Below are 22,029 nucleotides of genomic sequence, written 5' to 3' on the forward strand. Positions count from 1 at the left end.
CCGGCGGGCTCCGGAAGTCCGGCGCGCCTGCGATGCCCCCGGCCCCCTCAGCGCCCTCCGCGCCGCCCGGCTCCTCGGGGCCCCTGGCCGCGTGGGTGCCGGTGGGCGGGGGCTCGAAGGTGGGCACGTCGCCGTATTCGTACCGGGAGGGCGCGGGGCGGCTCGGCTCCTCGTCCGGTTGCGTGCCCCAGCCCGGATAGGCCGGGGTGCCGCCGGGCACCGGATAGACCTGCGTCTCCTCGGCGTCCCCGCCGGACCACCGCGTCCTGCCGGCGCCGCCCTCGGCCGGTCCCGGCGTCTCGGGCGAGGTGGGCAGGTCGGGATGGTCGGGACGGCCTCCGGGCCTGGGCTCGTGCGACGGCGGCACGTCAGGTGGCGGCGGTGGCACCACGGGCGGCACGGGCGCGATCGGCTCCTCGCCCTCCCGCTCCTCCTCGAACGGCCACTCATCCGCCCACCGCCCACCCCCGGGCTGCCCCCCAGCTCCTTCGCCCTCAGACCGCCCACCCTCGTGCCGCCCGCCGCCCGACCGGCCTGCCTCTCCGGGACCGGCGCCTTCGCCGGATGCCGCGCCCTGCGGAGTGTCCGCATGACCAGCGCCGTGCTCGTGACCAGCGGCGTGCTCGTGTCCAGGCGCGTGTTCGTGCCCAGGCGCGTGCTCGTGACCAGGGGCGTGTTCGTGGTCGGGGGCGGTCCAGCCCTCCGGGGTGCCCGCGCCGCCGGTCGGCCCGGCGCCGGGCGGGCCGCCGACGGCCCACTCGCTCGGACGCCACTCGTTGCTCGTCGGGCCGCCCTCGTACGGCCCGATCTCCGGCGGCTCCTCCTCAGGCGCAGGCCGATCCTCCTCAGGCGCGGGCGGCTCCTCCTCGGCCGTTCCCTCCCGCCACCATTCGGGCGTGTGCTGCGGCGGCGCGGATTCGGGCCGGCCCTCGCGGGGGTGGCCTTCGGGGTGCTGCGGGTCCTGCCCCTCGCGGGGTTCGTTGGGGTCCCCAGGTGTGGTCACGTCTGCGTCTCCCGACGGGTCTGCATGCCGGATACTTCACCTTTTCGCGGAGGGCATCGGCTAAAGCGCACGACACGGTAAGACGGGCGCCATCCTTGGGTCACCATGCGCCAAAGCGGCAGGCGGCGGGCAAGATGAGTGCATGCTGGACGAGACCCTGACGTACGCCCTGATCATGGTCATGAAGACCCACCGCAACCGGATGGCCGCCGCCCTGGCGCCACTGGGCCTGCACACGGGCCAGGAGCTGCTGCTCAACCAGCTGTGGCGGCAGGACGGCCTCACCCAGGGCGAGCTGATCGCCCGGCTGGGCGTGGAGCCCCCGACCGTCACCAAGACCCTCCAGCGCCTGGAGCGCGCGGGCTTCGTCCACCGCTCCCCCGACCCCGACCGCCCGCGGGTGGGCCGCGTGCACCTGACGGAGGCGGGCAAGGCGCTGCGCGAGCCGGTCGAGGAGATCTGGGCCAGGACCGACGAAGAACTCCAGCACGGCCTGGACGACACCGAACGCGCCCTGCTGTCCCGCCTCGTCCGCGCCATCCCGCAGTAACCCTCTTCACCGAGAGCGAAACCCCCTTGCCTCCAGCGCCCAAAAGCGACTTAGCTGGCTAATTAGTCGGCTAATCAAGAGAGGCAACCTCATGCACGCGTTCATCACCGGCGGCTCCTCCGGCATCGGCGCCGCCACCGCGCTCGCCTACGCCAGGGCCGGCGCGCGGGTCACGATCACCTACAACACCGGCCCCGGCCGCGCCGCCGAGGTCGTCAAGCGCATCGAGGAGGCGGGCGGCCAGGCGGCGGCCGTCCACCTGGACCTGGAGGACCACGCCACCATCGCGCCCGCCGCCGCCCAGGCGGGCCCGGTGGACGCCCTCGTGCTCAACGCCGTCCGCTGGGGCACGATCATGCCCAACAGCATGAGCTTCGAGGACGTGCCCGCCGCCGAATGGACGGCCGCCCTGCACGCGAACGTCGTCGGCAACGCCCTGCTCGTCCAGGCCGTCCTGCCCGGGATGCGGAGGAACGGCTTCGGCCGGATCGTCTTCGTCTCCTCGGGCGCCGCCGAGGAGGGCCAGCCGGGCCCCGGCCCGTACGGCACCGCCAAGATGGCCCTGCACGGCATGGCCCGCGCCCTGGCCTGGGAGGCCGGCAGGGACGGCGTGCTGGTCAACGTGGCCGTGGCCGGGCTCACGATCACCGAGGCCGAGCGCCCGGTCACCCAGGAGGCCCTCGACCGCGTCGCGGCCCGCACGCCGAGCCGCCGGCTCTCGACCGCCGACGACATGGCGGCGCTGATCCATTTCCTCGGATCGGCGGCGAACCGCAACGTCACCGGAGAGTTCGTCCGCGACGGATCCAACGCCGGCAGATCGTCCCACGCCGGCTGATGGAGCACCCGGGTGTGCGAGCACGGAAGCCCGCAACCTAAACTGAGGCATGTGCTGAAGGGCGACGGCCGGCTCGGCCATGACCTGGACCCCCACGACCGCGCACCCAAAGACGCCTGTGGCGTCTTCGGCGTCTGGGCGCCAGGCGAGGAAGTTTCCAAACTCACCTACTACGGGCTGTACGCGTTGCAGCACCGCGGCCAGGAGTCCGCGGGCATCGCGGTCAGCGAGGGCAGCCGCATCCTCGTCTACAAGGACATGGGCCTGGTGGCCCAGGTCTTCGACGAGTCGGTGCTGGGCACCCTCCGCGGCCACCTGGCCATCGGCCACTGCCGTTACTCCACCACCGGTTCGAGCGTGTGGGAGAACGCGCAGCCGACCCTCAGCTCCACCGAGGTCGGCGGGCTCGCGCTCGCGCACAACGGCAACCTGATCAACACGCCGGAGCTGGCCGAGCGCCTGGCTCCCGGCTCCACCCGGGCGACCACCGACACCGAGGTCCTGGCCTCGCTGCTCGCCCAGGATCGCACGCGTTCCATCGAAGACTCGGCGGCCGAGCTGCTGCCGCAGGTCAAGGGCGCGTACTCGCTGGTGTTCATGGACGAGAAGACGCTCTACGCGGCCCGCGACCCGCAGGGCATCCGCCCGCTGGTCCTGGGCCGCCTGGAGCGCGGCTGGGTGGTGGCCTCCGAGACGGCGGCCCTCGACATCGTGGGCGCCACGTTCGTCCGCGAGATCGAGCCCGGCGAGCTGCTCACCATCGACGAGGACGGCGTCCGGTCCCGCCGGTTCGCCCTGCCCGACCCCAAGGGCTGCCTGTTCGAGTACGTCTACCTCGCCCGTCCCGACACCACGATCGCGGGCCGCGGCGTGCAGGTCACCCGGGTCGAGGTCGGCCGCGTGCTGGCCCGCGAGCACCCGGTCGAGGCCGACCTGGTCATCCCCACGCCCGAGTCCGGCACCCCGGCCGCCGTCGGCTACGCCGAGGAGAGCGGCATCCCCTACGGCCAGGGCCTGGTGAAGAACTCCTACGTGGGCCGCACGTTCATCCAGCCCTCGCAGACCATCCGCCAGCTCGGCATCCGGCTCAAGCTCAACCCGCTGCGCGAGGTCGTCGCGGGCAAGCGCCTGGTGGTCGTCGACGACTCGATCGTGCGCGGCAACACCCAGCGCGCCATCGTGAAGATGCTGCGCGAGGCGGGGGCGCGCGAGGTGCACGTCCGCATCTCCTCGCCGCCCGTGGCCTGGCCGTGCTTCTACGGCATCGACTTCGCGACCCGCGCCGAGCTGATCGCCGGCTCGCTGTCGGTCGAGGAGATCCGGGCCTCGCTGGGCGCCGACTCGCTGGGGTACATCTCCCTGGAGGGCCTGACCAAGGCCACCACCATCCCCGCCGAGCGGCTCTGCCGGGCCTGCTTCGACGGCTCGTACCCGATCCCCATCGACCAGGACAACGTGGGCAAGTTCGTGTTGGAGAGCAAAGCGTGAGTACCTACGAGGCCGCCGGCGTCGACATCGAGGCGGGCGAGCGCGCCGTCACCCTGATGAAGGACAAGGTGGCGCGGGCCCGCCGGCCGGAGGTGGTCGACGACGCCAGCGGCTTCGCCGGGCTCTTCGACGCCTCGGCGCTGCTGCGTTACCGGCGTCCGCTGCTCGCCTCCTCCACCGACGGCGTGGGCACGAAGGTCATGATCGCCCAGCGCTACGGCAAGCACGACACGATCGGCATCGACCTGGTCGGCATGGTCCTCGACGACCTGGTGGTGTGCGGGGCCGAGCCGCTGTTCATGACCGACTACATCGCCGTCGGCAAGGTCGTGCCCGAGCGCGTCGCCGAGATCGTCGGCGGCGTGGCCGAGGGCTGCCGGCTGGCCGGCGCGGCGCTGGTCGGCGGCGAGACCGCCGAGCACCCGGGCGCCATGGGCCCCGACGAGTACGACCTGGCCGGAGCCGGCACCGGCGTGGTCGAGGCCGACGCCATGCTGGGCCCCGACCGGATCCGCGAGGGCGACGTGGTCCTCGGGCTGGCCTCCTCCGGCATCCACTCCAACGGCTACTCGCTGGTTCGGCACGTGCTGCGCGAGGCGTCGCTGTCGCTCGACGCGGTGCTGCCCGAGCTGGGCCGTCCGCTGGGCGAGGAGCTGCTGGAGCCGACCCGCGTCTACTCGCTCGACTGCCTCCACCTGGCCCGCACGACCGAGGTGCACGCCTTCGCGCACATCACGGGCGGCGGTCTGGAGGCCAACCTGTCGCGGTCGCTGCCCGGCCACCTCGACGCGCTGCTCGACCGGTCGTCCTGGACCCCGCCGGCGATCTTCGGCGTCCTCGCCGGGCACGGGCAGATCGCCCAGAAGGACATGGACCGTACGTTCAACCTCGGCGTGGGCATGGCGGCCGTGGTGGCGCCCGGCTCGGCCGACGAGGCGATCCGGCTGCTCGCCGAGCGCGGTCTGCACGCGTGGGTGCTGGGCGAGATCGTCCAGGGTTCGGGCCAGGCCCGCTACCGCTGACCCGAAGGGGGCCGGCTCGACCCCGGCCCCCGTTCAGCCGGTCTTGTGCCGCTGGTAGTGGCGGGCGACGCGCACCCGGTTGCCGCACAGCTCCGGTGAGCACCAGCGCCGCCGCGGATGGGCGGGCAGGAAGATCATGCGGCACCGGGGCCCCTCGCAGGCCCTGATCCGGCTCGCCGCCGGATCGGTGAGCAGGTCGGCCGCGGCCTCGGCGAGCTGCGCGAGCAGGCGGGCCAGCCGGTCGCCGTCCCTGCGCGCGCCCTTGGTGAGCCCGCCGTCCGTGACGTCCAGCTGCCCGTACGCGGGCGCGGCGCGCATCGCGTCGTTGATCGCCCCGACCGCCTCGCCGGCCGGTCGCTCGCCCCGGCGCACGGCGTCGACCGCCGCCGCCACGTGCGCCCGCAACTCCCGGACCGCGCCCAGATCGTCCGCCGTGTATGCCCCCCCGACGGAGATCAGCCGGCCCGCCTGACGATCGAGCCAGTTCCCGAACACCTCGGGCGTGTCGAGGACGTCGAAGTCCTGGGCCCGGGTGTTCACCAGGTCCAGCGCGAGCGGCTCACCGATCAGGAACTCCATGGTTCCTAATGCTACATCTCCCCCTTGACGCGTTAGAAGTCTGCTCGCTATAACTAACGCATCATTGCGCGAGAAAGGCATTAGGCATGGAGATCCCGGAGATCCGCCACGGTTTCGTGGACGTGGCAGGCGTGCAGGTGTTCTACCGGGAGGCGGGCCCGCGCGACGGCATCCCCGTGCTCCTGCTGCACGGCTTCCCCTCGGCCTCCCACCAGTACAGACGCCTGATGGACGCCCTGGGCACGCGCTACCGCCTGATCGCGCCGGACTATCCCGGCTTCGGCCACACCGAGGCCCCCGGCGACTTCGTCTACTCCTTCGACCGCCTGGCCGACGTGGTCGAGGGTTTCGTGCAGAAGATCGGGCTCGACCGCTTCGTCTGGTACGCCTTCGACTTCGGCGGCCCCGTCGGCTTCCGCCTGGCCACCCGGCACCCCGAATGGATCGCCGGCCTGATCGTCCAGAACGCCAACGCCTACGACGAGGGCCTGTCGGACCTGGCGCGCACCACCATCCACGCGCCCGCGGAGAGCCTGGGCGACCTGTTCACCTTGCCCGTCACGCGCGGCCAGTACGAGGGCGGCGCGTCGGACGTCTCAGCGGTCGCACCCGACGGATGGACCCTCGACCAGCACTTCCTGGACCTGCCCGGACGCCGGGAAGCCCAGCTCGCGCTCGCGCTCGACTACCGCTCCAACCTCGCGCTCTACGCCGACTGGCAGGCATGGCTGCGCCGCCACCGGCCGCCCACGCTGATCGTGTGGGGCCGCAACGACGCCTTCTTCTCGGAACCGGGCGCGCACGCCTATCTGCGGGACCTGCCGGACGCCGAGCTGCACGTGCTCGACACCGGGCACTTCGCGCTGGAGGACCGGCTCCCTGAGATCGCGCCGCTGGTCGCGGACTTTCTCGACCGCACGCAAGCGTGACGAAAGCCCCACGGTTGCCCGTGGGGCCCGACGCTCATGAACGAGGATCCGGCACACGCCGGACCCTCGGCCACGTCACTCTGAAGAACGGCTATCGGCGGCCGGAAGAACGGCCGTCTTCGTCGTCCCCGGAACCGTAGTCATCGGCGTAATCGGCATAGCGATCCGCCAGCTCATCGTTGAGGTCGTCGGCGTCGTCGTTGCCGGAGTCGCTGACCCCGAGTTCGTCGCGCAGACGGTCAAGATCCGTGCCACCGCTGTTGTACTTCAGCTGGCGAGCAACCTTGACCTGCTTGGCCTTTGCTCGGCCGCGCCCCATTGGCTCGACCCCCTCGTGTGGGGTCGTCCCCGACCCCTCGTCGCTAACGCACCACACACTGACGCCGCCTGACTTTGGACGTCAGCCTATCGTTCGCCTATTACCGTACCTGTTTTGTGCCCAGCTCGGTACGTCGTATGGGCGCGGGGCGTCAGTGGCCCAGCCAAATGGCCCTAATACGCCCGACTTCCGACATTCTGCGCTCAGCTAGCCTATCCGCTGCCACAGCCGGCGGAACGCCCTCGTCCGCCGCGATCCCGAAGATCTTCAGAGTCGTGTCGTAGATCTGGGCCGCCTTCGCCCTGGCCCGGTCCATGCTGAAGCCCTCGATCTCGTCGGCGACCTGGATGACGCCGCCGGAGTTGACCACGTAGTCGGGCGCGTACAGGATCCCGCGGTCGGCCAGCTGCTTCTCGACGCCGGGATGCGCGAGCTGGTTGTTGGCCGCGCCGCAGACGATCTTCGCCCGCAGGCCGGCCACCGTGGCGTCGTCGAGCGCGCCGCCCAGCGCGCAGGGCGCGAAGACGTCGATGTCGGACGTGGTGAGCGCCTGGGCGTCGGCGACCACCTCGACCTCCGGATGCCGCTGGCGCACCCGCTCGACGGCCCGCGGGTCGACGTCGCAGATCACGACCTCGGCCCCGTCCTCGCGCAGGAGGTCGACCAGGCGGTGGCCCACCTTGCCGACCCCCTCGACGCCGACCCGCCTGCCGTGCAGCGACGGCGTGCCGAAGACCCGTTCGGCCGAGGCGCGCATGCCCTGGAAGACGCCGAACGAGGTCAGCACCGAGGAGTCGCCGGCGCCGCCGTGGGCCAGGGTGCGGCCGGTGACGTGGCGGGACTCGCGGGCGACGACGTCCATGTCCTCGCTGAAGGTGCCGACGTCGCAGGCGGTGATGTAGCGCCCGCCGAGCGACTCGACGAACCTGCCGTAGGCGCGCAGCAGCGCCTCGCTCTTGACCTTGGCCGGGTCGCCGATGATGACGGCCTTGCCGCCGCCGAGGTCGAGGCCGGCCAGGGCGTTCTTGTAGGACATGCCCTTGGCCAGGTTGAGCACGTCGGCCAGGGCCGCCTGCTCGTTCTCGTACGGATAGAACCTGGTGCCGCCGAGCGCGGGCCCGAGGGCCGTGCTGTGGACGGCGATGATCGCACGCAGGCCGCTCTGCTCGTCGGCGCAGAAGACGACCTGCTCGTGGACGTCCTTGTGGGACGTGCCGAAGACGTCGGTCACGGTAGTGACTCCCTGTCCGGTCCACCGCTCCTTCGCGGCGGAGGTCACTCTCAGACTAGTAAGCCCGACGGTGCGCGCAGGTGCTCTTCGTGACACGATGCCTCCGTGCTGCCCTATGCCGCCTACCTCCGCGTCTATGAGCCACTGACCGCGTTCGCCGAGTCCGAGCGCAAGCTGTGGGCCGACTACGCCGACTCACGCGACCGTCCGCGCCGGGCGAACGCGCTCAACGCGGAGCACAGCGAGTCGGTCATGCGCCTGCTCGGCATGCCCCCTCAGCCCGTTCCCGCCCAGGAGAGCCCCAATGCCTATCTGCGGCGTGTTGAGGACCGTTTGTACGTATGTCCCTGGCAGACCCGTCTGCGGTCGTGGCTGGCCTTCTCAAGGCTTCGTGGCGCCACTCCTGTGAAGCTGATGGACCGGCTCGTGCCCAAGGCCATCGCCGAGCAGACGGCCGACGACTTCGACCGGTTCAAGCGCCGGGCCGGTTCGTCCGCCTTGCGTACGCACATTCGCACCACGGCGTGGCATGTGCCGCCATCGTGGTTCGTGCCGTTTGATGGGAACGAGCGCTGGCTGGTGCTCGGCTCCTCCACCCCGGGACAGGACGTGACGACCACTACGGGCCGTAACCTCATCTACGTCACCTCCATGGCGCAGGCCAGGAGGCGGGCGGCCCGCGCCCTCAACGTGATGCGCCGACACCTCGGCGACGCGTCCTCCAACTTCGACGTGGAGGACATCGCGCGCTGGCTGGAGGAGTTCCACCCGCACTCGCTGGTCGAGCTCGACTACGGCGGCCTGGTCCACCTGATGAACGACGACGCCCTCCAGGCCGACCAGTCGGTTGCTGAGCTTTCGGCCGCTTTGACCGGTCTGGACACGGGTCAAGAAGAACTTGCCTATGCCATGTACCAGCGCGTCATCCTTCGGTGGAAGTCAATGCAACAGCTGGAATCCGCCAACTGATTCCCAAAACAACCGTCTGACCTGCATGAGTAGGTCACGTCTCGCGGCTGCTCTCTTCTGCGAACTGAGTAGTTTGCCGTTTTCACTGCGATACCACGAACCGTGTCGCTAGAATCACCGAGCGTGACATCGCCATGGGGGCGGGCAGTTGGGTCAAAGAAGGGCTCGCCAATCGCTCTGCGTGGCGGTATGGTCACATCGGGTGATGCCGCATATGGCTCAGAAAAGCCGCACGCTCTGCGCCATAGGGGGACATCCGTGACACGCGCAAAGGCAGTCACAGGATCGCTAAGCCGGTCCACACGGAGGAGAGGCCGCACAAATGTCAGCTCGTACACCCGAGGCCGAGCCACTGCTCACGCCCGCTGAGGTCGCGACCATGTTCAGGGTCGACCCCAAGACCGTTACGCGGTGGGCCAAGGCGGGCAAGTTGACGTCGATTCGTACCCTCGGCGGTCATCGGCGTTACCGGGAGACCGAGGTTCGCGCACTGCTCGCGGGCATTCCGCAGCAGCGTTCCGAGTAGTCGCAAGGGTCGTCACGAACCTCAGGGGGGTTGAGGGTGGACCAGGTACGCTTGCCCGGTCCACCGACGTGACGTCGCACGGGGAAGTTGGCGTCGCCCGCCCGGCGCCACTCTTCCCCCGCTACCCCAGTTGCTCGCCGGTGAGCACGTCGAGCAGCTCGCCGACCTCGCCGTCGTAGGCGGCGGCCACGCCGAGCAGGGCCACCATGTGGCCGACGAGCATCTTCTCCAGGATCGGCCGCTCGACGTCGCGGTGCTCCAGCCAGTCGAGGCCGGCCGTCTCCACGGAGGCGATCCACGAGCGCAGCGTGGTGCGCAGCACCGGGCTCGGCTCCTCGACGCGCATCTGCTTCTGGATGAGGCGGAACAGCCTCCGGCGCACGCCGTCGACGATCTCCCCGACCTCGCCCGCCCGGTTGGCGGGCCCCCCGCGCAGCAGCGCGGCGAAGCCGGCGGCGTGCTCCTCGACGAAGTCGAAGTAACGCCCGAGGCCCGCGGCCAGCTCGTCGAGCGGCCTGCCGCCCTCGGCCGGGCGCAGCCGCGACTCCAGCTGCTCGGCCGCGCTCCTCAGCGCGGCCACGTAGAGCTCCTGCTTGCCGCCGAAGTAGTGGTAGACCAGCGCCCGCGAGGCGCCTGCCGCGGAGGCGACGTCGTCGATCGAGACGTCCTCGGCGTCACGGGTGCTGAACAGCTCCAGCGCGGCCGCCATGAGCTCCTCGCGACGGCGGTCCACACTCAGCCTTCGGCGTGCGGGGCGTGCCGTCTCGGCTGACTTCCCGGGTGTCACACCTGCACAGTATCCGACGGCATGCCCAATAGCGGACGTGTGGCGAATGGGTCAATATCAGGCTTCCCTAACCCGAAGCCGTACCCTGCGGCTTACTCGATCGTTTGGTGAGACAGGTGCCCATATCCGCATCGCGGGGGAGACACATGTCAGGACCGCCCGTCAACACTTCAACCATCGCCGAGCTCCGCGAGGTAGAGCCATTGCCTCGGCCACGACCCACCATCCGCAACGTCGCCGAGCGAGCCGGCGTCTCGAAGTCGCTGGTCTCACTCGTGCTGCGCGGATCCCCGCACGTGAGCGAGCATCGGCGGCAGGCAGTGCTCCAGGCGGCGCGCGAGCTCGGCTACCGGCCGAACGCCGTCGCGCGCAGCCTGGTGGAAGGACGTACACATCTGGTCGGGGCGCTCGTCGCCGACCTGCACAACCCGTTCTACGCCGAGTTCCTCGACGGCCTGCAGGAGAGCCTGCACGGCGACGGGCTGCGCATGCTGATCGGGAACAGCCAGTGGGACCCGGCGTTCGAGGACGAGGCCGTCGAGGCCTTCCTGGAGCTCCGGGTCGACGGGCTGGTGCTCTTAGGCATCGCGCCGACCAGCGAGACGCTGATCGAGGCCACCGCCTACACCCCGACCGTCGTCGTAGGGGAACGTGACATCGAGCTCGACGGCGTCGACATCGTGGTCGACGACGACCGGCTCGGCGCCCGGCTGGCCATCGACCACCTGGTGAACCTGGGGCACAAGCGGATCGCGCACATCGAGGGCCCCCGGTCCTCGCGCTGCGAGGGCTACCTCGTGGCGATGCGCAGGCATTCGCTGGCCCCGTACATCATGGTCGAGGCGGCGGACGCGACCGAGGAGGGCGGCCGCGAGGCGGCGATCGCCCTGCTGACCCGCGACCCGCGGCCGACGGCCGTGTTCGCGGCCAACGACGTGGTGGCGCTGGGCGTGCTGGCCGCCGCGGCCGAGCTGGGGCTGCGGGTGCCGGACGACCTGTCCGTGGTCGGCTACGACAACACCCACCTGTCGGCCTCCCGGCACATCTCGCTCACCTCGGTCGACCAGCCGCGCCGTGCCATGGGCAGGTCGGCGGCCGCGCTGTTGAGCGACAGGATAGGCGAGCCGGCCAAGGGCGCCCGGCTGCGCGAGATCCAACCCGAGCTGATCGTGCGCCGCAGCACGGGACCCGCCTGAGGGGATATCTGCCGGTTGCGCTGCCGTTGCGGGCCTTTATGGGCGCCGCAATGGCACGGCGGGCCAATGCGCAGGTCTCTCGTCAGCAAGCCCGCCCAAAGCCTGGGTCAAGCCGTACGGCAGCGTCGCCGGACGGCGGTTTACTCGTCAGGGTCATGCTAATTGTGGCCGAATCTGGTTCGGTCACGATCTGATCCGGGGGACAGTCATGCGTGATCCAGAACTGGTGTCCTGCGCCCAGCGCGCGGCGGCCGAGCTCGAACGCGCCTGGGGGCACTGGCGGGCGGGCAGGGGGCGGGGCACCGACGTCGGCGCCGAGTCCGTCGCCAGCTACGTGGCGCATTCCCTCGACCATCCGTGGGGCCGCCCCCGCGTCGTCCTCGGCCTCGACGCCGAGGACGCGCGGGAGCTGGCCGCCCTGCTCGAACGGCAGGAGGTTGGCGAGCACGTGTGGTGAGGCGGACGGCGAAACCGCCAGGCGGACCGTCGCAGCGGTCCCGGTCCGGCACTTCGGCAGGGTCGCGAGCCGACTCGCAGGATTGCTGTTGATACGGGCCTGAACGCGTGGCTTCACGTAAGTTGGAGCTCATGCGTGCTCTACCAGCCACCGTCCTCGCCGTCTGCGGCCTGATCGCCTCCGCGTGCGGCGGCACCGAGCCTGGTGGCGCCGCGGCAGGTCAGGCCCCCTCCACCGTCCAGGAGACCGGCAAGGCGTCCGTCCAGGACGGGCCGACGGAGACGGCCACGGCGAAGCAGGCACCGCCCGGCGCCAAACCGCTCGCCGGCAAGGTCATCGTCATCGACCCCGGGCACAACGGCGCCAATTACCGCCATCCGGCCGAGATCAATCGCAAGGTCAACGTGCTGACCAAGATGAAGGAATGCGACACGACCGGCACGGCCACGAAGAGCGGTTACAGCGAGGCCGCCTTCACCTGGGACGTCTCCAACCGCATGGCGAAGATCCTTGAGCAGCGCGGCGCGACCGTCAAGCTCACCAGGTCGAGCAACGACGGCGTCGGCCCGTGCATCGACAAGCGGGCCGCGATCGGCAACAAGGCCCGTGCCGACGCCGTGATCTCGGTCCACGGCGACGGCTCGGACAACCCCTCGCACCGGGGATTCCACGTGATCCTCCCGAAGAAGATCAACGGGCCGGTCGACAAGGTCGTGGGCGCCTCGACCAAGCTGGGGATCGACGTGCGCGACGCCTACCTCAAGGGCACCGGCATCCCCTACTCCAACTACGTCGGCACCAAGGCGCTGAACTTCCGCAACGACATCGGCGGGCTCAACCTCTCGACCGTGCCGAAGGTCCTCGTCGAGTGCGGCAACATGCGCAACGCCGTCGACGCGGCCAAGTTCCAGGACCCGAAGTTCAGGCAGCGGATCGCCTTGGCACTCGCGAACGGGATGCAGCACTATCTCGAACCATGATTCCTCGCCCCAAGCTGCTCAGTGATCTTTCCGGCTCCTTCGAGCTGACCTCGGGCGCGACCGTCGCCGGTCCGTACGCGGACGCGGTACGTCGCGCGCTGCCCCTCCTCGACCTGCGCCCGGGAGACTCGGGCGAGATCGAGGTACGCCAGGATCCCGCGCTCGGCGCGGAGGCCTACCGGCTGACCACCGGGTCGCGGGGGATCGAGATCGTCGCCGGCGGGGCGGCGGGCGCGTTCTACGCCGCGCAGTCGTTGCACCAGTTGCTGCCGGACGCCTCCTACCGGTTCGCCGAGGGCGCGTCGTGGCCGGTGCCCGGGGTGCGGATCGAGGACGCGCCGCGGTTCGCCTGGCGGGGGCTGCACCTCGACGTGGCCCGGCATTTCTCCCCCAAGCGGGAGGTGCTCCGGCTGATCGACCTGATGGCCGTGCACAAGCTGAACCGGCTGCACCTGCACCTGGTCGACGACCAGGGCTGGCGGGTGGAGAGCCGGGCGTACCCGCTGCTCCACGAGGTCTCCTCGCACCGGCCGCGCACGGCCACCAACTACTACCGGGAGCCGGAGGCGTACGACGACATCCCGCACGGCGGCTACTACACGCTGGAGGACCTGGCCGAGATCGGCGCGTACGCGCGGTCCAGGTTCGTCACGGTGGTGCCCGAGATCGACGTGCCGGGGCACGCCTCGGCGATCCTGGCCGCCTACCCGGCGCTCGGCGCCACCGGCGAGCCCTACGACGTGCTCGACCGGTGGGGCATCTCGCCGGCGATCCTGTCGCCGCTGCCGGCGACCGTCGAGTTCCTGATCACGATCTTCGACGAGATCATCGGCGCGCTGGGCGAGGTGCCCTTCTTCCACATCGGCGGGGACGAGGTCGTGCTCGACCACTGGGCGCAGTCGGCGCAGATCACGGCCTACCGCGAGTCGCTGGGGCTGTCCACGGTGCCCGACCTGCAGGCGTGGTTCCTGCGCAAGCTGGCCGACGCCCTGGCCGAGCGCGGCGCGCGGGCCGTGGTGTGGGACGAGGCGTTCGTCAGCGGCGGGCTGCGCGAGGACACCGTCGTCATGCCCTGGCGCGGCATGGGCGTCGGACGGCGCGCCGCCGCGGCGGGCCACGACGTGGTCGCCACCCCGGTGTTCCCGCTCTACTTCGACTACGCAGAGGCGGCCTCCGCCGACGAGCCGATGGCCATCGGCGACACCACCACGGTGGCCGACGTGGCCGCGTTCGACCCGGCCCCCGCCGACTGGACGGACGAGGAGCGGGCGCGCGTCCTGGGCGCGCAGGCCCAGCTGTGGACCGAGCGGGTGCCCGACCCCCGGACCGTCGACTACCGGCTCTGGCCGCGGTCGTGCGCGCTGGCGGAGGTCGCCTGGGCCGGCTCGGGCGGCGACGGGTTCGCCGAGCGGCTGGAGAGTCACCTGCGGCGGCTCGACGCGATCGGCGTGGAGTACCGGCCGGCGGCGGGCCCGCACCCGTGGCAGCGGCGGCGTCCGCACCGGCCGAGCGGCGTGAAGGTGAACGAGGTGATGGAGCGCATCGACGCCATGACGCACGACGCGGAGTCGACCAGGCCGAGCGTCTGACCGTCGGTCAGATGGGCGCGGGACGGTCGTTGAGTATGCGCTGGAACAGCACGTGGTCCTGCCACGCGCCGTCGATGCTGACGGCGCGGGGGGCCATGCCGTACTGCTCGAAGCCCGCCTTGCGCAGGACCGCCTGCGAGGCCTTGTTGTGCAGCAGCGTGCCGGCCTCCACCCGGTGCAGGCTCAGGTCCTCGTCGGCGGCCCGGCAAGCCTCCAGCACCGCCCTGGTGGCCAGCCCCCGCCCGTTGTAGGCGGCGTCCACCCAGTAGCCCAGCGACGCGCTCTGGGCGGCGCCGCGGATGATGCTGTTCAGGTTCATCCTGCCCACGACGCGGTCGCCGTCCGTGAGCACCCACGGCATCACGAAGCCGGCCGCACGGTCCTCGGCCAGTCGTTCGAGGCGTGCGGCCTGGCCCGCGGGGGTGAAGAAGTCGGCCGGCCTGCGGGGCTCCCAGGGGCGCAGGAAGTCGCGGTTGCGGCGGTAGGCGTCGGCCAGCGCCCGCGCGTCGGACCTGGCGACGGGACGCATGACGACGTCGTCGGTGAGCTTCACCTCGGCATTGATCACGATTCCACGATAGGGGCCCTAGGCGGTGCGGCCGATCGCCTCGGTGACGGAGGACAGGCCGTGGCGGCGGACCCGGCGGGCGAGCTGCCGGTGGATGCGGGCGGCCCACAGCGGGCCGCCGTAGATCCAGCCGGTGTACCCCTGGACCAGGGTGGCCCCGGCCAGCAGACGCTCCCAGACGTCGTCGACGTCCTCGACGCCGCCCACGGAGACCAGCGTGAGGCGGTCGCCGACCTTGGCGCGCAGCCGCCGCAGCACCTCCAGCGAACGGCCCTTGAGCGGACGCCCGGACAGGCCGCCGGTCTCGCCGCCGTGCCTGATGGTGGTGTTGGTCGCGATGATGCCGTCCAGGCCCAGCTCCACGGCCAGGTCGGCGACCGCGTCGACGTCTTCGTCGGCCAGGTCGGGGGCGATCTTCACCAGCAGCGGCGTACGGCGCGGCGTCGCGTCGGCGACCTCCTTGACCGCGACCAGCAGCGGGCGCAGCAGCTCGACCGCCTGAAGGTTGCGCAGGCCGGGCGTGTTGGGCGAGCTGACGTTGACCACCAGGTAGTCGGCCAGCGGGGCCAGCTCCCTGGCGCCGGTCACGTAGTCGGCCACCGCCTCGGACTCCGGCACCACCTTGGTCTTGCCGATGTTCACCCCGACCACGACCGGCACCCCGCGCGTACGGCGCAGCCGCCGGGCGGCGGCGCGGGCGCCGGAGTTGTTGAAGCCCATCCGGTTGATCACCGCCCGCTCCCCCACCAGCCGGAACAGGCGTGGCTGCGGGTTGCCGGGCTGGGCGTGCGCGGTGATGGTGCCGACCTCGACGTGGCCGAAGCCGAGCGCGGCGATCGCCTCGGCGCAGGCCGCGTCCTTGTCGAACCCGGCGGCCAGGCCGAACGGGCCGGGGAAGTGCACGCCGAACGCGGTCACCCGCAGGACCGGGTCGTGCGGGGCGAACGCTCGGTGGAGCAGCCGCTTGAGCAGGGGCAGCCGGGCGAGCACGGCCAGGCCCTTGACGGTGAGACGGTGCACGGCCTCGGCGTCGAAACGCCGCAAGACCTGCATGAACACGAGGCGATACATCACGGGTCAGGCTACCAATCCCGCCTCATGGGCGATGATCGCGGCCTGGACGCGGTTGCGCACGTCGAGCCGGGTCAGGATCGTGCTCACGTACGCCTTCACGGTGCCCTCCACGATGTGCAGCCGCTTGGCGATCTCCGCGTTCGACAGGCCCGCGCCGAGCAGCGCGAGGACCTCCCGCTCGCGGTCGGTGAGCACGCCGACGCGGTCGCGGGCCTCGGCCTCGCGGGCCATCCGGCCGCCGGCGAGCTGGGCGATCACGCGCTGGGCCACCTTGGGCGACAGGTACGCCGCGCCGTCGGCGACCGCGTGGATGCCGGCGATCAGCTCGCGCGGGTCGCCGGACTTGAGCAGGAACCCGGCGGCCCCCACCTCCAGCGCCCTGGCGATGTAGTCGTCCTCGCCGAACGTGGTCAACATCACCACCGCCGTGGCGGGCGCGACGCGGCGCAGCTCGGCCGCGGCGGCCAGGCCGTCGAGGCGTGGCATGCGGATGTCGAGCAGCGCGACGTCGGGACGGTGGCCGATGGCCAGGTCGACGGCCTGTCTGCCGTCGCCTGCCTCGGCGACCACCTCCAGGGACGGGTCGGAGTCGAGGATCGCCTTGACCCCGGCCCGGATCATGGCCTCGTCGTCGGCGAGGAGTACGCGGATCACGCCCTCTATATTGCCGACATGGCACAGGTGAAGGTTTACGGGCGTCGTGACGTGTGGGGCGGACGGCAGCGGGAGATCTCCGATCTGCTGCAGTCGTGCCTGGTCAGCGCGTGGGGCGTGCCCGAGGAGAAGCGGTTCCACCGGTTCCTGCTGCTGGACGCCGACGACTTCGTCTGCCCGGGGCGCAGCGCGAACTACCTGATCATCGAGGTCGTGTGCTTCACGGGACGCAGCGACGACGCCAAGCGCGCGCTGATCCGGTCGATCTACGAAAAGTCGGGATACGACCCCGAGGATGTGGAGATCACGATCATTGAGATGCCCAAGGTGAACTGGGGAATCCGGGGCGTTCCGGCCGACGAGCTGACGCTGCCGTACAAGGTGGAGGTCTAGCGTCAAGGGTGGCCTGGGGCGGGCGGTATGGTCCGAGTCATGAGCACTCACTATGACGTCGTCGTTCTCGGCGCGGGTCCGGGAGGATACACGGCCGCCGTCCGCGCCGCCCAGCTCGGGCTGCGTACCGCGGTCGTCGAGGAGAAGTACTGGGGTGGCGTCTGCCTGAACGTGGGCTGCATCCCGTCCAAGGCGCTGCTGCGCAACGCCGAGCTGGCCCACATCTTCCACAACGAGGCCAAGACGTTCGGCATCAGCGGCGAGGTGAGCTTCGACTACGGCGCGGCCTTCCAGCGCAGCCGCAAGGTGGCCGACGGCCGGGTCAAGGGCGTTCACTACCTGATGAAGAAGAACGCCATCACCGAGTACGACGGGCGCGGCACCTTCCTCGACGCCAACACCCTGCAGGTCAACGATGAGACGATCACGTTCGACCACTGCATCATCGCGGCCGGGGCCACCACCAGGCTGATCCCGGGCACGCAGTTGTCTGAGCGGGTGGTGACGTACGAGGAGCAGATCCTCACCGAGAACCTGCCGCGCAGCATCATCATCGCGGGCGCGGGCGCGATCGGCGTGGAGTTCGCGTACGTGCTGCACAACTACGGCGTCAAGGTGACGATCGTGGAGTTCCTCGACCGGGTCGTGCCGCTGGAGGACGAAGAGGTCTCGGCCGAGCTGGCCAAGCGTTACAAGCGGCTCGGCATCGAGGTGCTGACCTCGACCCGCGTCGACGGCATCGAGGACACCGGCGGCTCGGTCAAGGTCACCGTCACCCGCGACGGCCAGACCCAGGTGCTTGAGGCCGACAAGGTCATGCAGGCCATCGGCTTCCAGCCGCGCGTCGACGGCTACGGCCTGGAGAAGACCGGCGTGCAGCTCACCGAGCGCGGCGCGATCGCCGTCGACGGCCGCTGCCGCACGAACGTGCCCCACATCTTCGCCATCGGCGACGTCACCGCCAAGCTCATGCTGGCCCACGCCGCCGAGTCGATGGGCATCATCGCCGCCGAGACCATCGGCGACGCCGAGACCATGGAGCTCGACTACGTGATGATCCCGCGGGCCACGTACTGCCAGCCGCAGGTGGCCAGCTTCGGCTACACCGAGGCGCAGGCCCGCGACCTGGGCTACGACGTCAAGGTGGCCAAGTTCCCCTTCACGGCCAACGGCAAGGCCCACGGCCTGGGCGACACCGCCGGGTTCGTCAAGATCATCAGTGACAACACCCACGGCGAGCTGCTCGGCGCCCACCTGATCGGCCCCGAGGTCACCGAGCTGCTGCCCGAGCTCACGCTGGCCCAGCAGTGGGACCTGACCGTGCACGAGGTCGCGCGCAACGTGCACGCGCACCCGACGCTCGGCGAAGCGGTCAAGGAGGCGATCCACGGCCTCGCGGGCCACATGATCAACATGTGATCCCGTCGCGCGGATGCGCATCCCGGTGCTCGTCCATCGGGATGCATCCGGCCGGGTCAGGCCCAGACGTACAGGGCGACGCCCAGCAGCGCCACGGCCAGCGCCGAGGCCCAGCCGCGCAGCGTGTTCCACCGGGTCCAGCGCGGCGCGTACGCCTGCCAGGCCAGGTCACCCGCCTCCAGGGCGTTGTTCATCGGCACGTTGATCGCGGCCGTGACGGCGATCGAGCCCACGAAGTAGACGACGGCCGCCGCGAACGCCAGGACGGCCGGCCCGCCGTCCCCGCCGATCAGCAGGAACACGCCGGCCAGCAGCGAGGCCACGGGCGCCAGCGTGAACGTCGACAGGAACCCCGGGTTCAGGATCTTCCTGTTCATGCTGCGCATGGCGGCCGCCGCGCCCTCCTTCCCCACGGACTCCCCCACGGCGTCCAGGCCGGGCATGACGGAGGTGGAGAAGGCGAAGAACACGCCCGCCATCAGCCCGTTCAGGACGAGGGCGAGCACCGAGGAGACGACCGCGAGTACGCTCACGTCCCTATGATCCCTTAAGTCACAGTTGTCCGGAAACGGCGGACGATCCGCGATTCTCATTGAACGTTCATGTATTCCTGAGATGTCTCTGAGACCGGAAGCACACCGTGGTGCCCGTGCCTCCAACGAACGCGCAAACACAGATCGGACGGCTCGGGGCCGTCACGGTACGCCTGGGGCTCTTCGGGCTGATCGCGCTGGGCATCCTGGGCGCCGGCCTGGAGCTGGCCTTCGAACGCCACTGGCAGTCCTGGCAGCAGTTCGTCCCCTGGGTGGCGCTGCTGGCGCTCGGGGCCGCGCTCGTGCTGCTGGCCCTGGACGCCTCGCCCCTCACGCTCAGGGTCGTCCGCGGGATCGCACTGGTGGTGCTGCTCGCCTCCGCCTACGGCGTGTACGCGCACATCTCGGCCAACCATGACATGGGCGCCTTCGACCCGCGCCACGCCGACACCTGGCAGACCCTCTCGCCCCTCACCCAATGGTGGTACGCGCTGACCAAGTCCGTCGGCCCGGCCCCGCCGCTCGCGCCCGGCATGCTCGCCCAGAGCGCGCTCCTGCTGCTGCTGACCACGCTGGCCCCCGCCAGGGCCAGGGAGAACGCCTGATCACACCCCGCAGGCGGCCCGCACCTCGGCGATGAGCCGTTCGGCGGCGGCCACCGTACGGGTGATCTCCTCCGGCGTGCCGCCGACGGAGGCGAGCAGTGCCTGGGCCCGCTCGCCGAAGCCGGCGGGCGCCGAGGGCAGCCGGTCGGCGGCGGCGACCATGCCCTTCTCGTTGATCAGCCAGGCGCCGTCGGCCGCGTGCAGGGCGTGGCAGGCGACGCCGATCGCGCGGAACAGCGCCCCGGCGGCGTACACGGGGTCGCGCCCGGCGGCGCCGTATTCGGCGATCTTCAGCGAGAAGCCGGCCTCCCACAACCCCTGGACCAGCGCCTCGCGCAGCGCGGGCGGGTACGCGGCCGTCTCGGCGCGCAGGGCCGCCAGCTCGCCGGACGGGTCGGCCAGCACCTTGCACAGCGCCACCTCGCCCGCGTAGGCGTGGGAGTAGAAGCCCAGCGGGTGGCCCGGCTGGACGCCGATCTCGTACCGTCCGGCGCGGCAGTCCTGCCAGACGCGGCGCACCCGGTCGAGGTCGCGGTAGATCCAGTCCACCCGCCACCCCTCGACGGTGAGCCAGCCGCCGCCGTCGACCCACGGGCCCCAGCCGCCGGGCCCGGTCACCTCGGTCGGCTCGCCGGTCATCTCCCGGGCGAGGGCGCGCAGGTCGCCGACGGCGAGCGGCCCCCGGTAGTACAGGCCCAGATCGATGTCGGAGTCCGGCCGGTGCGTGCCGCGCGCCCGGCTGCCGCCGAGCGCGACCGCCACCACGCCGGGCACCTCGGCCAGCTTCGCCGCGATCTCCCGCAGCCGTTCGTCACGCATGCCGGTCCGCCATCCGTCCAACCTACCGAAGGCCCAAATCGCATATTTCCGAACCACTCCGGCATTTTCCGCGTCACACTCAAGCACAGCCCGGTGTGTGATCCATGAGACTGGAGAGACCGAAGTGGCGTCAGGTCGCAAACTCGTAGCCATGGCCGTGATGACGGCCGCCGCGCTCACCACGGGAGGGGCCGTGGCCCGGGGCGAGGCCCGCCCGGCCGCCGCCGCCGTTCAGGAGCCGGCCCCCGTGACCACCACCGCTCTGACCACCACCCCCGCCGCCGTCGCCGAGCCCGCCTGCATGCGGGTCAAGGGCGCCGAGGTGTGCGTGGGCCCGGACGGCAGCGACCGGCCCGGCATCTGGGTCGAGGACACCCGCAACGACAAGCTGCACGCCGCCGTCGAGTACCACCTGAACGAGTACCTGGGCACCAAGTACGTCATCCACAACCTGGCCGGCAAGGGCGAGATCCGGGGCAACCGCGAGATCGGCAGGACCGTGACGTTCCGGGCCGCCGTGTACGAGGGCAACCACCGCGTCCGGGTGGGCCGCTGGAAGACCGTCCGCAACCTCACCAAATACCCGGTCAAGCGCGACACCGGCGTCACCCCGGCCGCCGCTCGGGGCCGTGCGGAACTGTGCTCGTCCACCAAGGGCGGGGCCAGCGTGTGCTTCCACGAGCGCGACACGTACGTCTTCGCCTGCGACACCAGGGCCGACGAGTACCAGGCACGCGCCGAGTACTTCGTGGCCGGCGACCCGACCGCCCGCTACGAGATCCACCAGCTCGCCGGCCTCAACACCTGCGGCAAGGCCGAGCACGGCGACCAGTCGATCAGCATGTACCGCGCGTCGGTCTACAACGGCTCCCACCGGGTCGCGACGCGGCAGTACAAATACAACTAGCTTGCAAGCGGCCCCGCAAGCCGGTTGAAATCGGGCCAATGCACTGTGTGGTCATCCCAGAGAGGAAGGAACCCCTCGATGACCGCCTCCCGTACCGCCGCCGTCCTGACCGGTGTCGCCGCCGCAGCCCTGGTCGCGCTCGCCTCCTCCCCCGCCCAGGCCGCCTCGGCCGCCCCCTGGGGCCCCTACTACGCCCCCGGGCACGCCGCCAAGGCGACCGGCACGCTGAGCGCGACCGGCGAGGACCACGCCGACCTGCCGACCGCCGACGTGGTGCGGATCTCCGGCAAGCTGACCGACTCGACCCGCAAGGACTCCGCCTGCGGCTGGGCGGTGTTCCGCATCACCTACCGCGACGGGAGCAACCTGCCCAACAAGGAGCGCGGCATCCGCAACTGCTCCGCCAGCTCCGCCAAGCGGTTCTCCTTCGAGTACCACGACGTCTACCAGGTCGAGCTGAAGGTCTGCGCCGAGGGCAAGGGCTCCAAGCCGTCCCTGAACTGCCTGTACGCCGGCACCTGGAAGACCCTCTACCTGTCGAAGTGACCACCCCCGGCGGCGGCGTCCCGCCCATCCACCGATCGGTGGATGGGC

At 70.9% G+C, this 22,029-nt stretch carries 25 protein-coding genes; 16 read left to right on the top strand and 9 right to left on the bottom strand.

Features of this window, described 5'->3' with window-relative positions; translation table 11 throughout:
• Nucleotides 1–1,145: 1,145 nt before the first annotated feature.
• From ACWEJ6_RS40690 to purM, 4 genes are all read left to right on the top strand, one after another.
• Nucleotides 1,146–1,553 carry a MarR family winged helix-turn-helix transcriptional regulator gene (locus ACWEJ6_RS40690; protein WP_387660719.1) on the top strand — a complete coding sequence of 136 codons (408 nt, stop codon included), beginning with the start codon at nucleotides 1,146–1,148 and terminating at the stop codon, nucleotides 1,551–1,553.
• A gap of 91 nt (nucleotides 1,554–1,644) precedes the next feature.
• The gene (locus tag ACWEJ6_RS40695) at nucleotides 1,645–2,391 is read left to right on the top strand and encodes an SDR family NAD(P)-dependent oxidoreductase (protein WP_452430902.1); all 747 of its coding nucleotides are present in this window, start codon (nucleotides 1,645–1,647) and stop codon (nucleotides 2,389–2,391) included.
• A 51-nt stretch (nucleotides 2,392–2,442) separates the two neighbouring features.
• Nucleotides 2,443–3,879, top strand: a complete 1,437-nt coding sequence (purF, locus tag ACWEJ6_RS40700) for an amidophosphoribosyltransferase (RefSeq protein ID WP_352361025.1) — start codon at nucleotides 2,443–2,445, stop codon at nucleotides 3,877–3,879.
• The gene (purM, locus tag ACWEJ6_RS40705) at nucleotides 3,876–4,901 is read left to right on the top strand and encodes a phosphoribosylformylglycinamidine cyclo-ligase (protein ID WP_352361023.1); all 1,026 of its coding nucleotides are present in this window, start codon (nucleotides 3,876–3,878) and stop codon (nucleotides 4,899–4,901) included. Before purF ends, purM begins: the two co-directional genes overlap by 4 nt.
• A gap of 33 nt (nucleotides 4,902–4,934) precedes the next feature.
• On the opposite strand, the gene ACWEJ6_RS40710 is transcribed toward purM, so the two are convergent.
• Entirely contained in the window at nucleotides 4,935–5,480 is a 546-nt protein-coding gene (locus tag ACWEJ6_RS40710) for a CGNR zinc finger domain-containing protein (RefSeq protein ID WP_452430905.1), read from the bottom strand.
• 86 nt (nucleotides 5,481–5,566) lie between these two features.
• Between ACWEJ6_RS40710 and ACWEJ6_RS40715 the strand changes: the two genes are divergently transcribed.
• Nucleotides 5,567–6,409 carry an alpha/beta fold hydrolase gene (locus tag ACWEJ6_RS40715; RefSeq protein ID WP_452430907.1) on the top strand — a complete coding sequence of 281 codons (843 nt, stop codon included), beginning with the start codon at nucleotides 5,567–5,569 and terminating at the stop codon, nucleotides 6,407–6,409.
• Between the two features lie 91 nt (nucleotides 6,410–6,500).
• Here the strand turns inward: ACWEJ6_RS40715 and ACWEJ6_RS40720 are convergent, their stop codons facing one another.
• Nucleotides 6,501–6,728: a DUF3073 domain-containing protein gene (locus tag ACWEJ6_RS40720; RefSeq protein ID WP_357986890.1), complete on the bottom strand. Its 228-nt coding sequence runs from the start codon at nucleotides 6,726–6,728 to the stop codon at nucleotides 6,501–6,503.
• Between the two features lie 151 nt (nucleotides 6,729–6,879).
• Nucleotides 6,880–7,959, bottom strand: a complete 1,080-nt coding sequence (locus tag ACWEJ6_RS40725; protein ID WP_352320458.1) for a Leu/Phe/Val dehydrogenase — start codon at nucleotides 7,957–7,959, stop codon at nucleotides 6,880–6,882.
• Nucleotides 7,960–8,064: 105 nt separating this feature from the next.
• On the opposite strand from ACWEJ6_RS40725, the gene ACWEJ6_RS40730 reads away from it, so the two are divergent.
• A complete protein-coding gene (locus tag ACWEJ6_RS40730) occupies nucleotides 8,065–8,928 on the top strand; it encodes a hypothetical protein (RefSeq protein ID WP_352320456.1) in 864 nt (287 codons plus the stop codon).
• Between the two features lie 322 nt (nucleotides 8,929–9,250).
• Nucleotides 9,251–9,454 (top strand): developmental transcriptional regulator BldC, encoded by a 204-nt coding sequence (gene bldC, locus ACWEJ6_RS40735; protein WP_013133571.1) that lies wholly within the window; start codon nucleotides 9,251–9,253, stop codon nucleotides 9,452–9,454.
• A 121-nt stretch (nucleotides 9,455–9,575) separates the two neighbouring features.
• Here the strand turns inward: bldC and ACWEJ6_RS40740 are convergent, their stop codons facing one another.
• Nucleotides 9,576–10,187, bottom strand: coding sequence for a TetR/AcrR family transcriptional regulator (locus tag ACWEJ6_RS40740; RefSeq protein ID WP_452430910.1), 612 nt, complete (start codon nucleotides 10,185–10,187; stop codon nucleotides 9,576–9,578).
• Nucleotides 10,188–10,444: 257 nt separating this feature from the next.
• Between ACWEJ6_RS40740 and ACWEJ6_RS40745 the strand changes: the two genes are divergently transcribed.
• The 4 genes from ACWEJ6_RS40745 to ACWEJ6_RS40760 all read left to right on the top strand — a co-directional run bounded on the left by ACWEJ6_RS40745 (nucleotide 10,445) and on the right by ACWEJ6_RS40760 (nucleotide 14,463).
• Nucleotides 10,445–11,437 (top strand): LacI family DNA-binding transcriptional regulator, encoded by a 993-nt coding sequence (locus ACWEJ6_RS40745; RefSeq protein ID WP_358301952.1) that lies wholly within the window; start codon nucleotides 10,445–10,447, stop codon nucleotides 11,435–11,437.
• 208 nt (nucleotides 11,438–11,645) lie between these two features.
• Nucleotides 11,646–11,894 (top strand): hypothetical protein, encoded by a 249-nt coding sequence (locus ACWEJ6_RS40750; RefSeq protein WP_125645653.1) that lies wholly within the window; start codon nucleotides 11,646–11,648, stop codon nucleotides 11,892–11,894.
• Between the two features lie 131 nt (nucleotides 11,895–12,025).
• Nucleotides 12,026–12,874: an N-acetylmuramoyl-L-alanine amidase gene (locus ACWEJ6_RS40755; RefSeq protein WP_452430912.1), complete on the top strand. Its 849-nt coding sequence runs from the start codon at nucleotides 12,026–12,028 to the stop codon at nucleotides 12,872–12,874.
• Nucleotides 12,871–14,463, top strand: a complete 1,593-nt coding sequence (locus ACWEJ6_RS40760; protein WP_452430914.1) for a beta-N-acetylhexosaminidase — start codon at nucleotides 12,871–12,873, stop codon at nucleotides 14,461–14,463. The genes ACWEJ6_RS40755 and ACWEJ6_RS40760 overlap by 4 nt, the downstream gene beginning before the upstream one ends.
• A gap of 7 nt (nucleotides 14,464–14,470) precedes the next feature.
• On the opposite strand, the gene ACWEJ6_RS40765 is transcribed toward ACWEJ6_RS40760, so the two are convergent.
• From ACWEJ6_RS40765 to ACWEJ6_RS40775, 3 genes are read right to left on the bottom strand one after another with little or no spacing between them, the layout of a single operon-like run.
• Nucleotides 14,471–15,031, bottom strand: a complete 561-nt coding sequence (locus ACWEJ6_RS40765) for a GNAT family N-acetyltransferase (protein WP_387681511.1) — start codon at nucleotides 15,029–15,031, stop codon at nucleotides 14,471–14,473.
• 18 nt (nucleotides 15,032–15,049) lie between these two features.
• Nucleotides 15,050–16,102, bottom strand: a complete 1,053-nt coding sequence (locus ACWEJ6_RS40770; protein WP_387681514.1) for a quinone-dependent dihydroorotate dehydrogenase — start codon at nucleotides 16,100–16,102, stop codon at nucleotides 15,050–15,052.
• Between the two features lie 6 nt (nucleotides 16,103–16,108).
• A complete protein-coding gene (locus ACWEJ6_RS40775; protein WP_364342838.1) occupies nucleotides 16,109–16,759 on the bottom strand; it encodes a response regulator transcription factor in 651 nt (216 codons plus the stop codon).
• 18 nt (nucleotides 16,760–16,777) lie between these two features.
• On the opposite strand from ACWEJ6_RS40775, the gene ACWEJ6_RS40780 reads away from it, so the two are divergent.
• A complete protein-coding gene (locus ACWEJ6_RS40780; protein ID WP_452430918.1) occupies nucleotides 16,778–17,152 on the top strand; it encodes a tautomerase family protein in 375 nt (124 codons plus the stop codon).
• Between the two features lie 39 nt (nucleotides 17,153–17,191).
• Nucleotides 17,192–18,571, top strand: coding sequence for a dihydrolipoyl dehydrogenase (gene lpdA, locus ACWEJ6_RS40785; protein ID WP_357708034.1), 1,380 nt, complete (start codon nucleotides 17,192–17,194; stop codon nucleotides 18,569–18,571).
• Between the two features lie 56 nt (nucleotides 18,572–18,627).
• On the opposite strand, the gene ACWEJ6_RS40790 is transcribed toward lpdA, so the two are convergent.
• Nucleotides 18,628–19,104 carry an anthrone oxygenase family protein gene (locus ACWEJ6_RS40790; protein WP_387681523.1) on the bottom strand — a complete coding sequence of 159 codons (477 nt, stop codon included), beginning with the start codon at nucleotides 19,102–19,104 and terminating at the stop codon, nucleotides 18,628–18,630.
• Nucleotides 19,105–19,220: 116 nt separating this feature from the next.
• On the opposite strand from ACWEJ6_RS40790, the gene ACWEJ6_RS40795 reads away from it, so the two are divergent.
• The gene (locus tag ACWEJ6_RS40795; RefSeq protein ID WP_452430920.1) at nucleotides 19,221–19,709 is read left to right on the top strand and encodes a hypothetical protein; all 489 of its coding nucleotides are present in this window, start codon (nucleotides 19,221–19,223) and stop codon (nucleotides 19,707–19,709) included.
• Here the strand turns inward: ACWEJ6_RS40795 and ACWEJ6_RS40800 are convergent, their stop codons facing one another.
• Nucleotides 19,710–20,528 carry a nucleotidyltransferase domain-containing protein gene (locus tag ACWEJ6_RS40800; protein ID WP_452430922.1) on the bottom strand — a complete coding sequence of 273 codons (819 nt, stop codon included), beginning with the start codon at nucleotides 20,526–20,528 and terminating at the stop codon, nucleotides 19,710–19,712.
• Between the two features lie 151 nt (nucleotides 20,529–20,679).
• Between ACWEJ6_RS40800 and ACWEJ6_RS40805 the strand changes: the two genes are divergently transcribed.
• A complete protein-coding gene (locus ACWEJ6_RS40805) occupies nucleotides 20,680–21,435 on the top strand; it encodes a hypothetical protein (protein ID WP_452430924.1) in 756 nt (251 codons plus the stop codon).
• A 78-nt stretch (nucleotides 21,436–21,513) separates the two neighbouring features.
• Nucleotides 21,514–21,981 (top strand): hypothetical protein, encoded by a 468-nt coding sequence (locus ACWEJ6_RS40810; RefSeq protein WP_397166616.1) that lies wholly within the window; start codon nucleotides 21,514–21,516, stop codon nucleotides 21,979–21,981.
• Nucleotides 21,982–22,029 lie beyond the last annotated feature (48 nt).

The sequence above is a fragment of the Nonomuraea sp. NPDC004702 genome (assembly GCF_053601695.1).

What these genes read in the sequence shown, in the direction of transcription:
- ACWEJ6_RS40690 (WP_387660719.1), top strand. Translation starts at nt 1,146, where the DNA reads ATGCTGGACGAGACCCTGACGTACGCCCTGATCATGGTCATGAAGACC.
- ACWEJ6_RS40695 (WP_452430902.1), top strand. Translation starts at nt 1,645, where the DNA reads ATGCACGCGTTCATCACCGGCGGCTCCTCCGGCATCGGCGCCGCCACC.
- ACWEJ6_RS40710 (WP_452430905.1), bottom strand. Translation starts at nt 5,480, where the DNA reads ATGGAGTTCCTGATCGGTGAGCCGCTCGCGCTGGACCTGGTGAACACC.
- ACWEJ6_RS40715 (WP_452430907.1), top strand. Translation starts at nt 5,567, where the DNA reads ATGGAGATCCCGGAGATCCGCCACGGTTTCGTGGACGTGGCAGGCGTG.
- ACWEJ6_RS40720 (WP_357986890.1), bottom strand. Translation starts at nt 6,728, where the DNA reads ATGGGGCGCGGCCGAGCAAAGGCCAAGCAGGTCAAGGTTGCTCGCCAG.
- bldC (WP_013133571.1), top strand. Translation starts at nt 9,251, where the DNA reads ATGTCAGCTCGTACACCCGAGGCCGAGCCACTGCTCACGCCCGCTGAG.
- ACWEJ6_RS40750 (WP_125645653.1), top strand. Translation starts at nt 11,646, where the DNA reads ATGCGTGATCCAGAACTGGTGTCCTGCGCCCAGCGCGCGGCGGCCGAG.
- ACWEJ6_RS40755 (WP_452430912.1), top strand. Translation starts at nt 12,026, where the DNA reads ATGCGTGCTCTACCAGCCACCGTCCTCGCCGTCTGCGGCCTGATCGCC.
- ACWEJ6_RS40760 (WP_452430914.1), top strand. Translation starts at nt 12,871, where the DNA reads ATGATTCCTCGCCCCAAGCTGCTCAGTGATCTTTCCGGCTCCTTCGAG.
- ACWEJ6_RS40770 (WP_387681514.1), bottom strand. Translation starts at nt 16,102, where the DNA reads ATGTATCGCCTCGTGTTCATGCAGGTCTTGCGGCGTTTCGACGCCGAG.
- ACWEJ6_RS40780 (WP_452430918.1), top strand. Translation starts at nt 16,778, where the DNA reads ATGGCACAGGTGAAGGTTTACGGGCGTCGTGACGTGTGGGGCGGACGG.
- lpdA (WP_357708034.1), top strand. Translation starts at nt 17,192, where the DNA reads ATGAGCACTCACTATGACGTCGTCGTTCTCGGCGCGGGTCCGGGAGGA.
- ACWEJ6_RS40800 (WP_452430922.1), bottom strand. Translation starts at nt 20,528, where the DNA reads ATGCGTGACGAACGGCTGCGGGAGATCGCGGCGAAGCTGGCCGAGGTG.
- ACWEJ6_RS40805 (WP_452430924.1), top strand. Translation starts at nt 20,680, where the DNA reads ATGGCCGTGATGACGGCCGCCGCGCTCACCACGGGAGGGGCCGTGGCC.
- ACWEJ6_RS40810 (WP_397166616.1), top strand. Translation starts at nt 21,514, where the DNA reads ATGACCGCCTCCCGTACCGCCGCCGTCCTGACCGGTGTCGCCGCCGCA.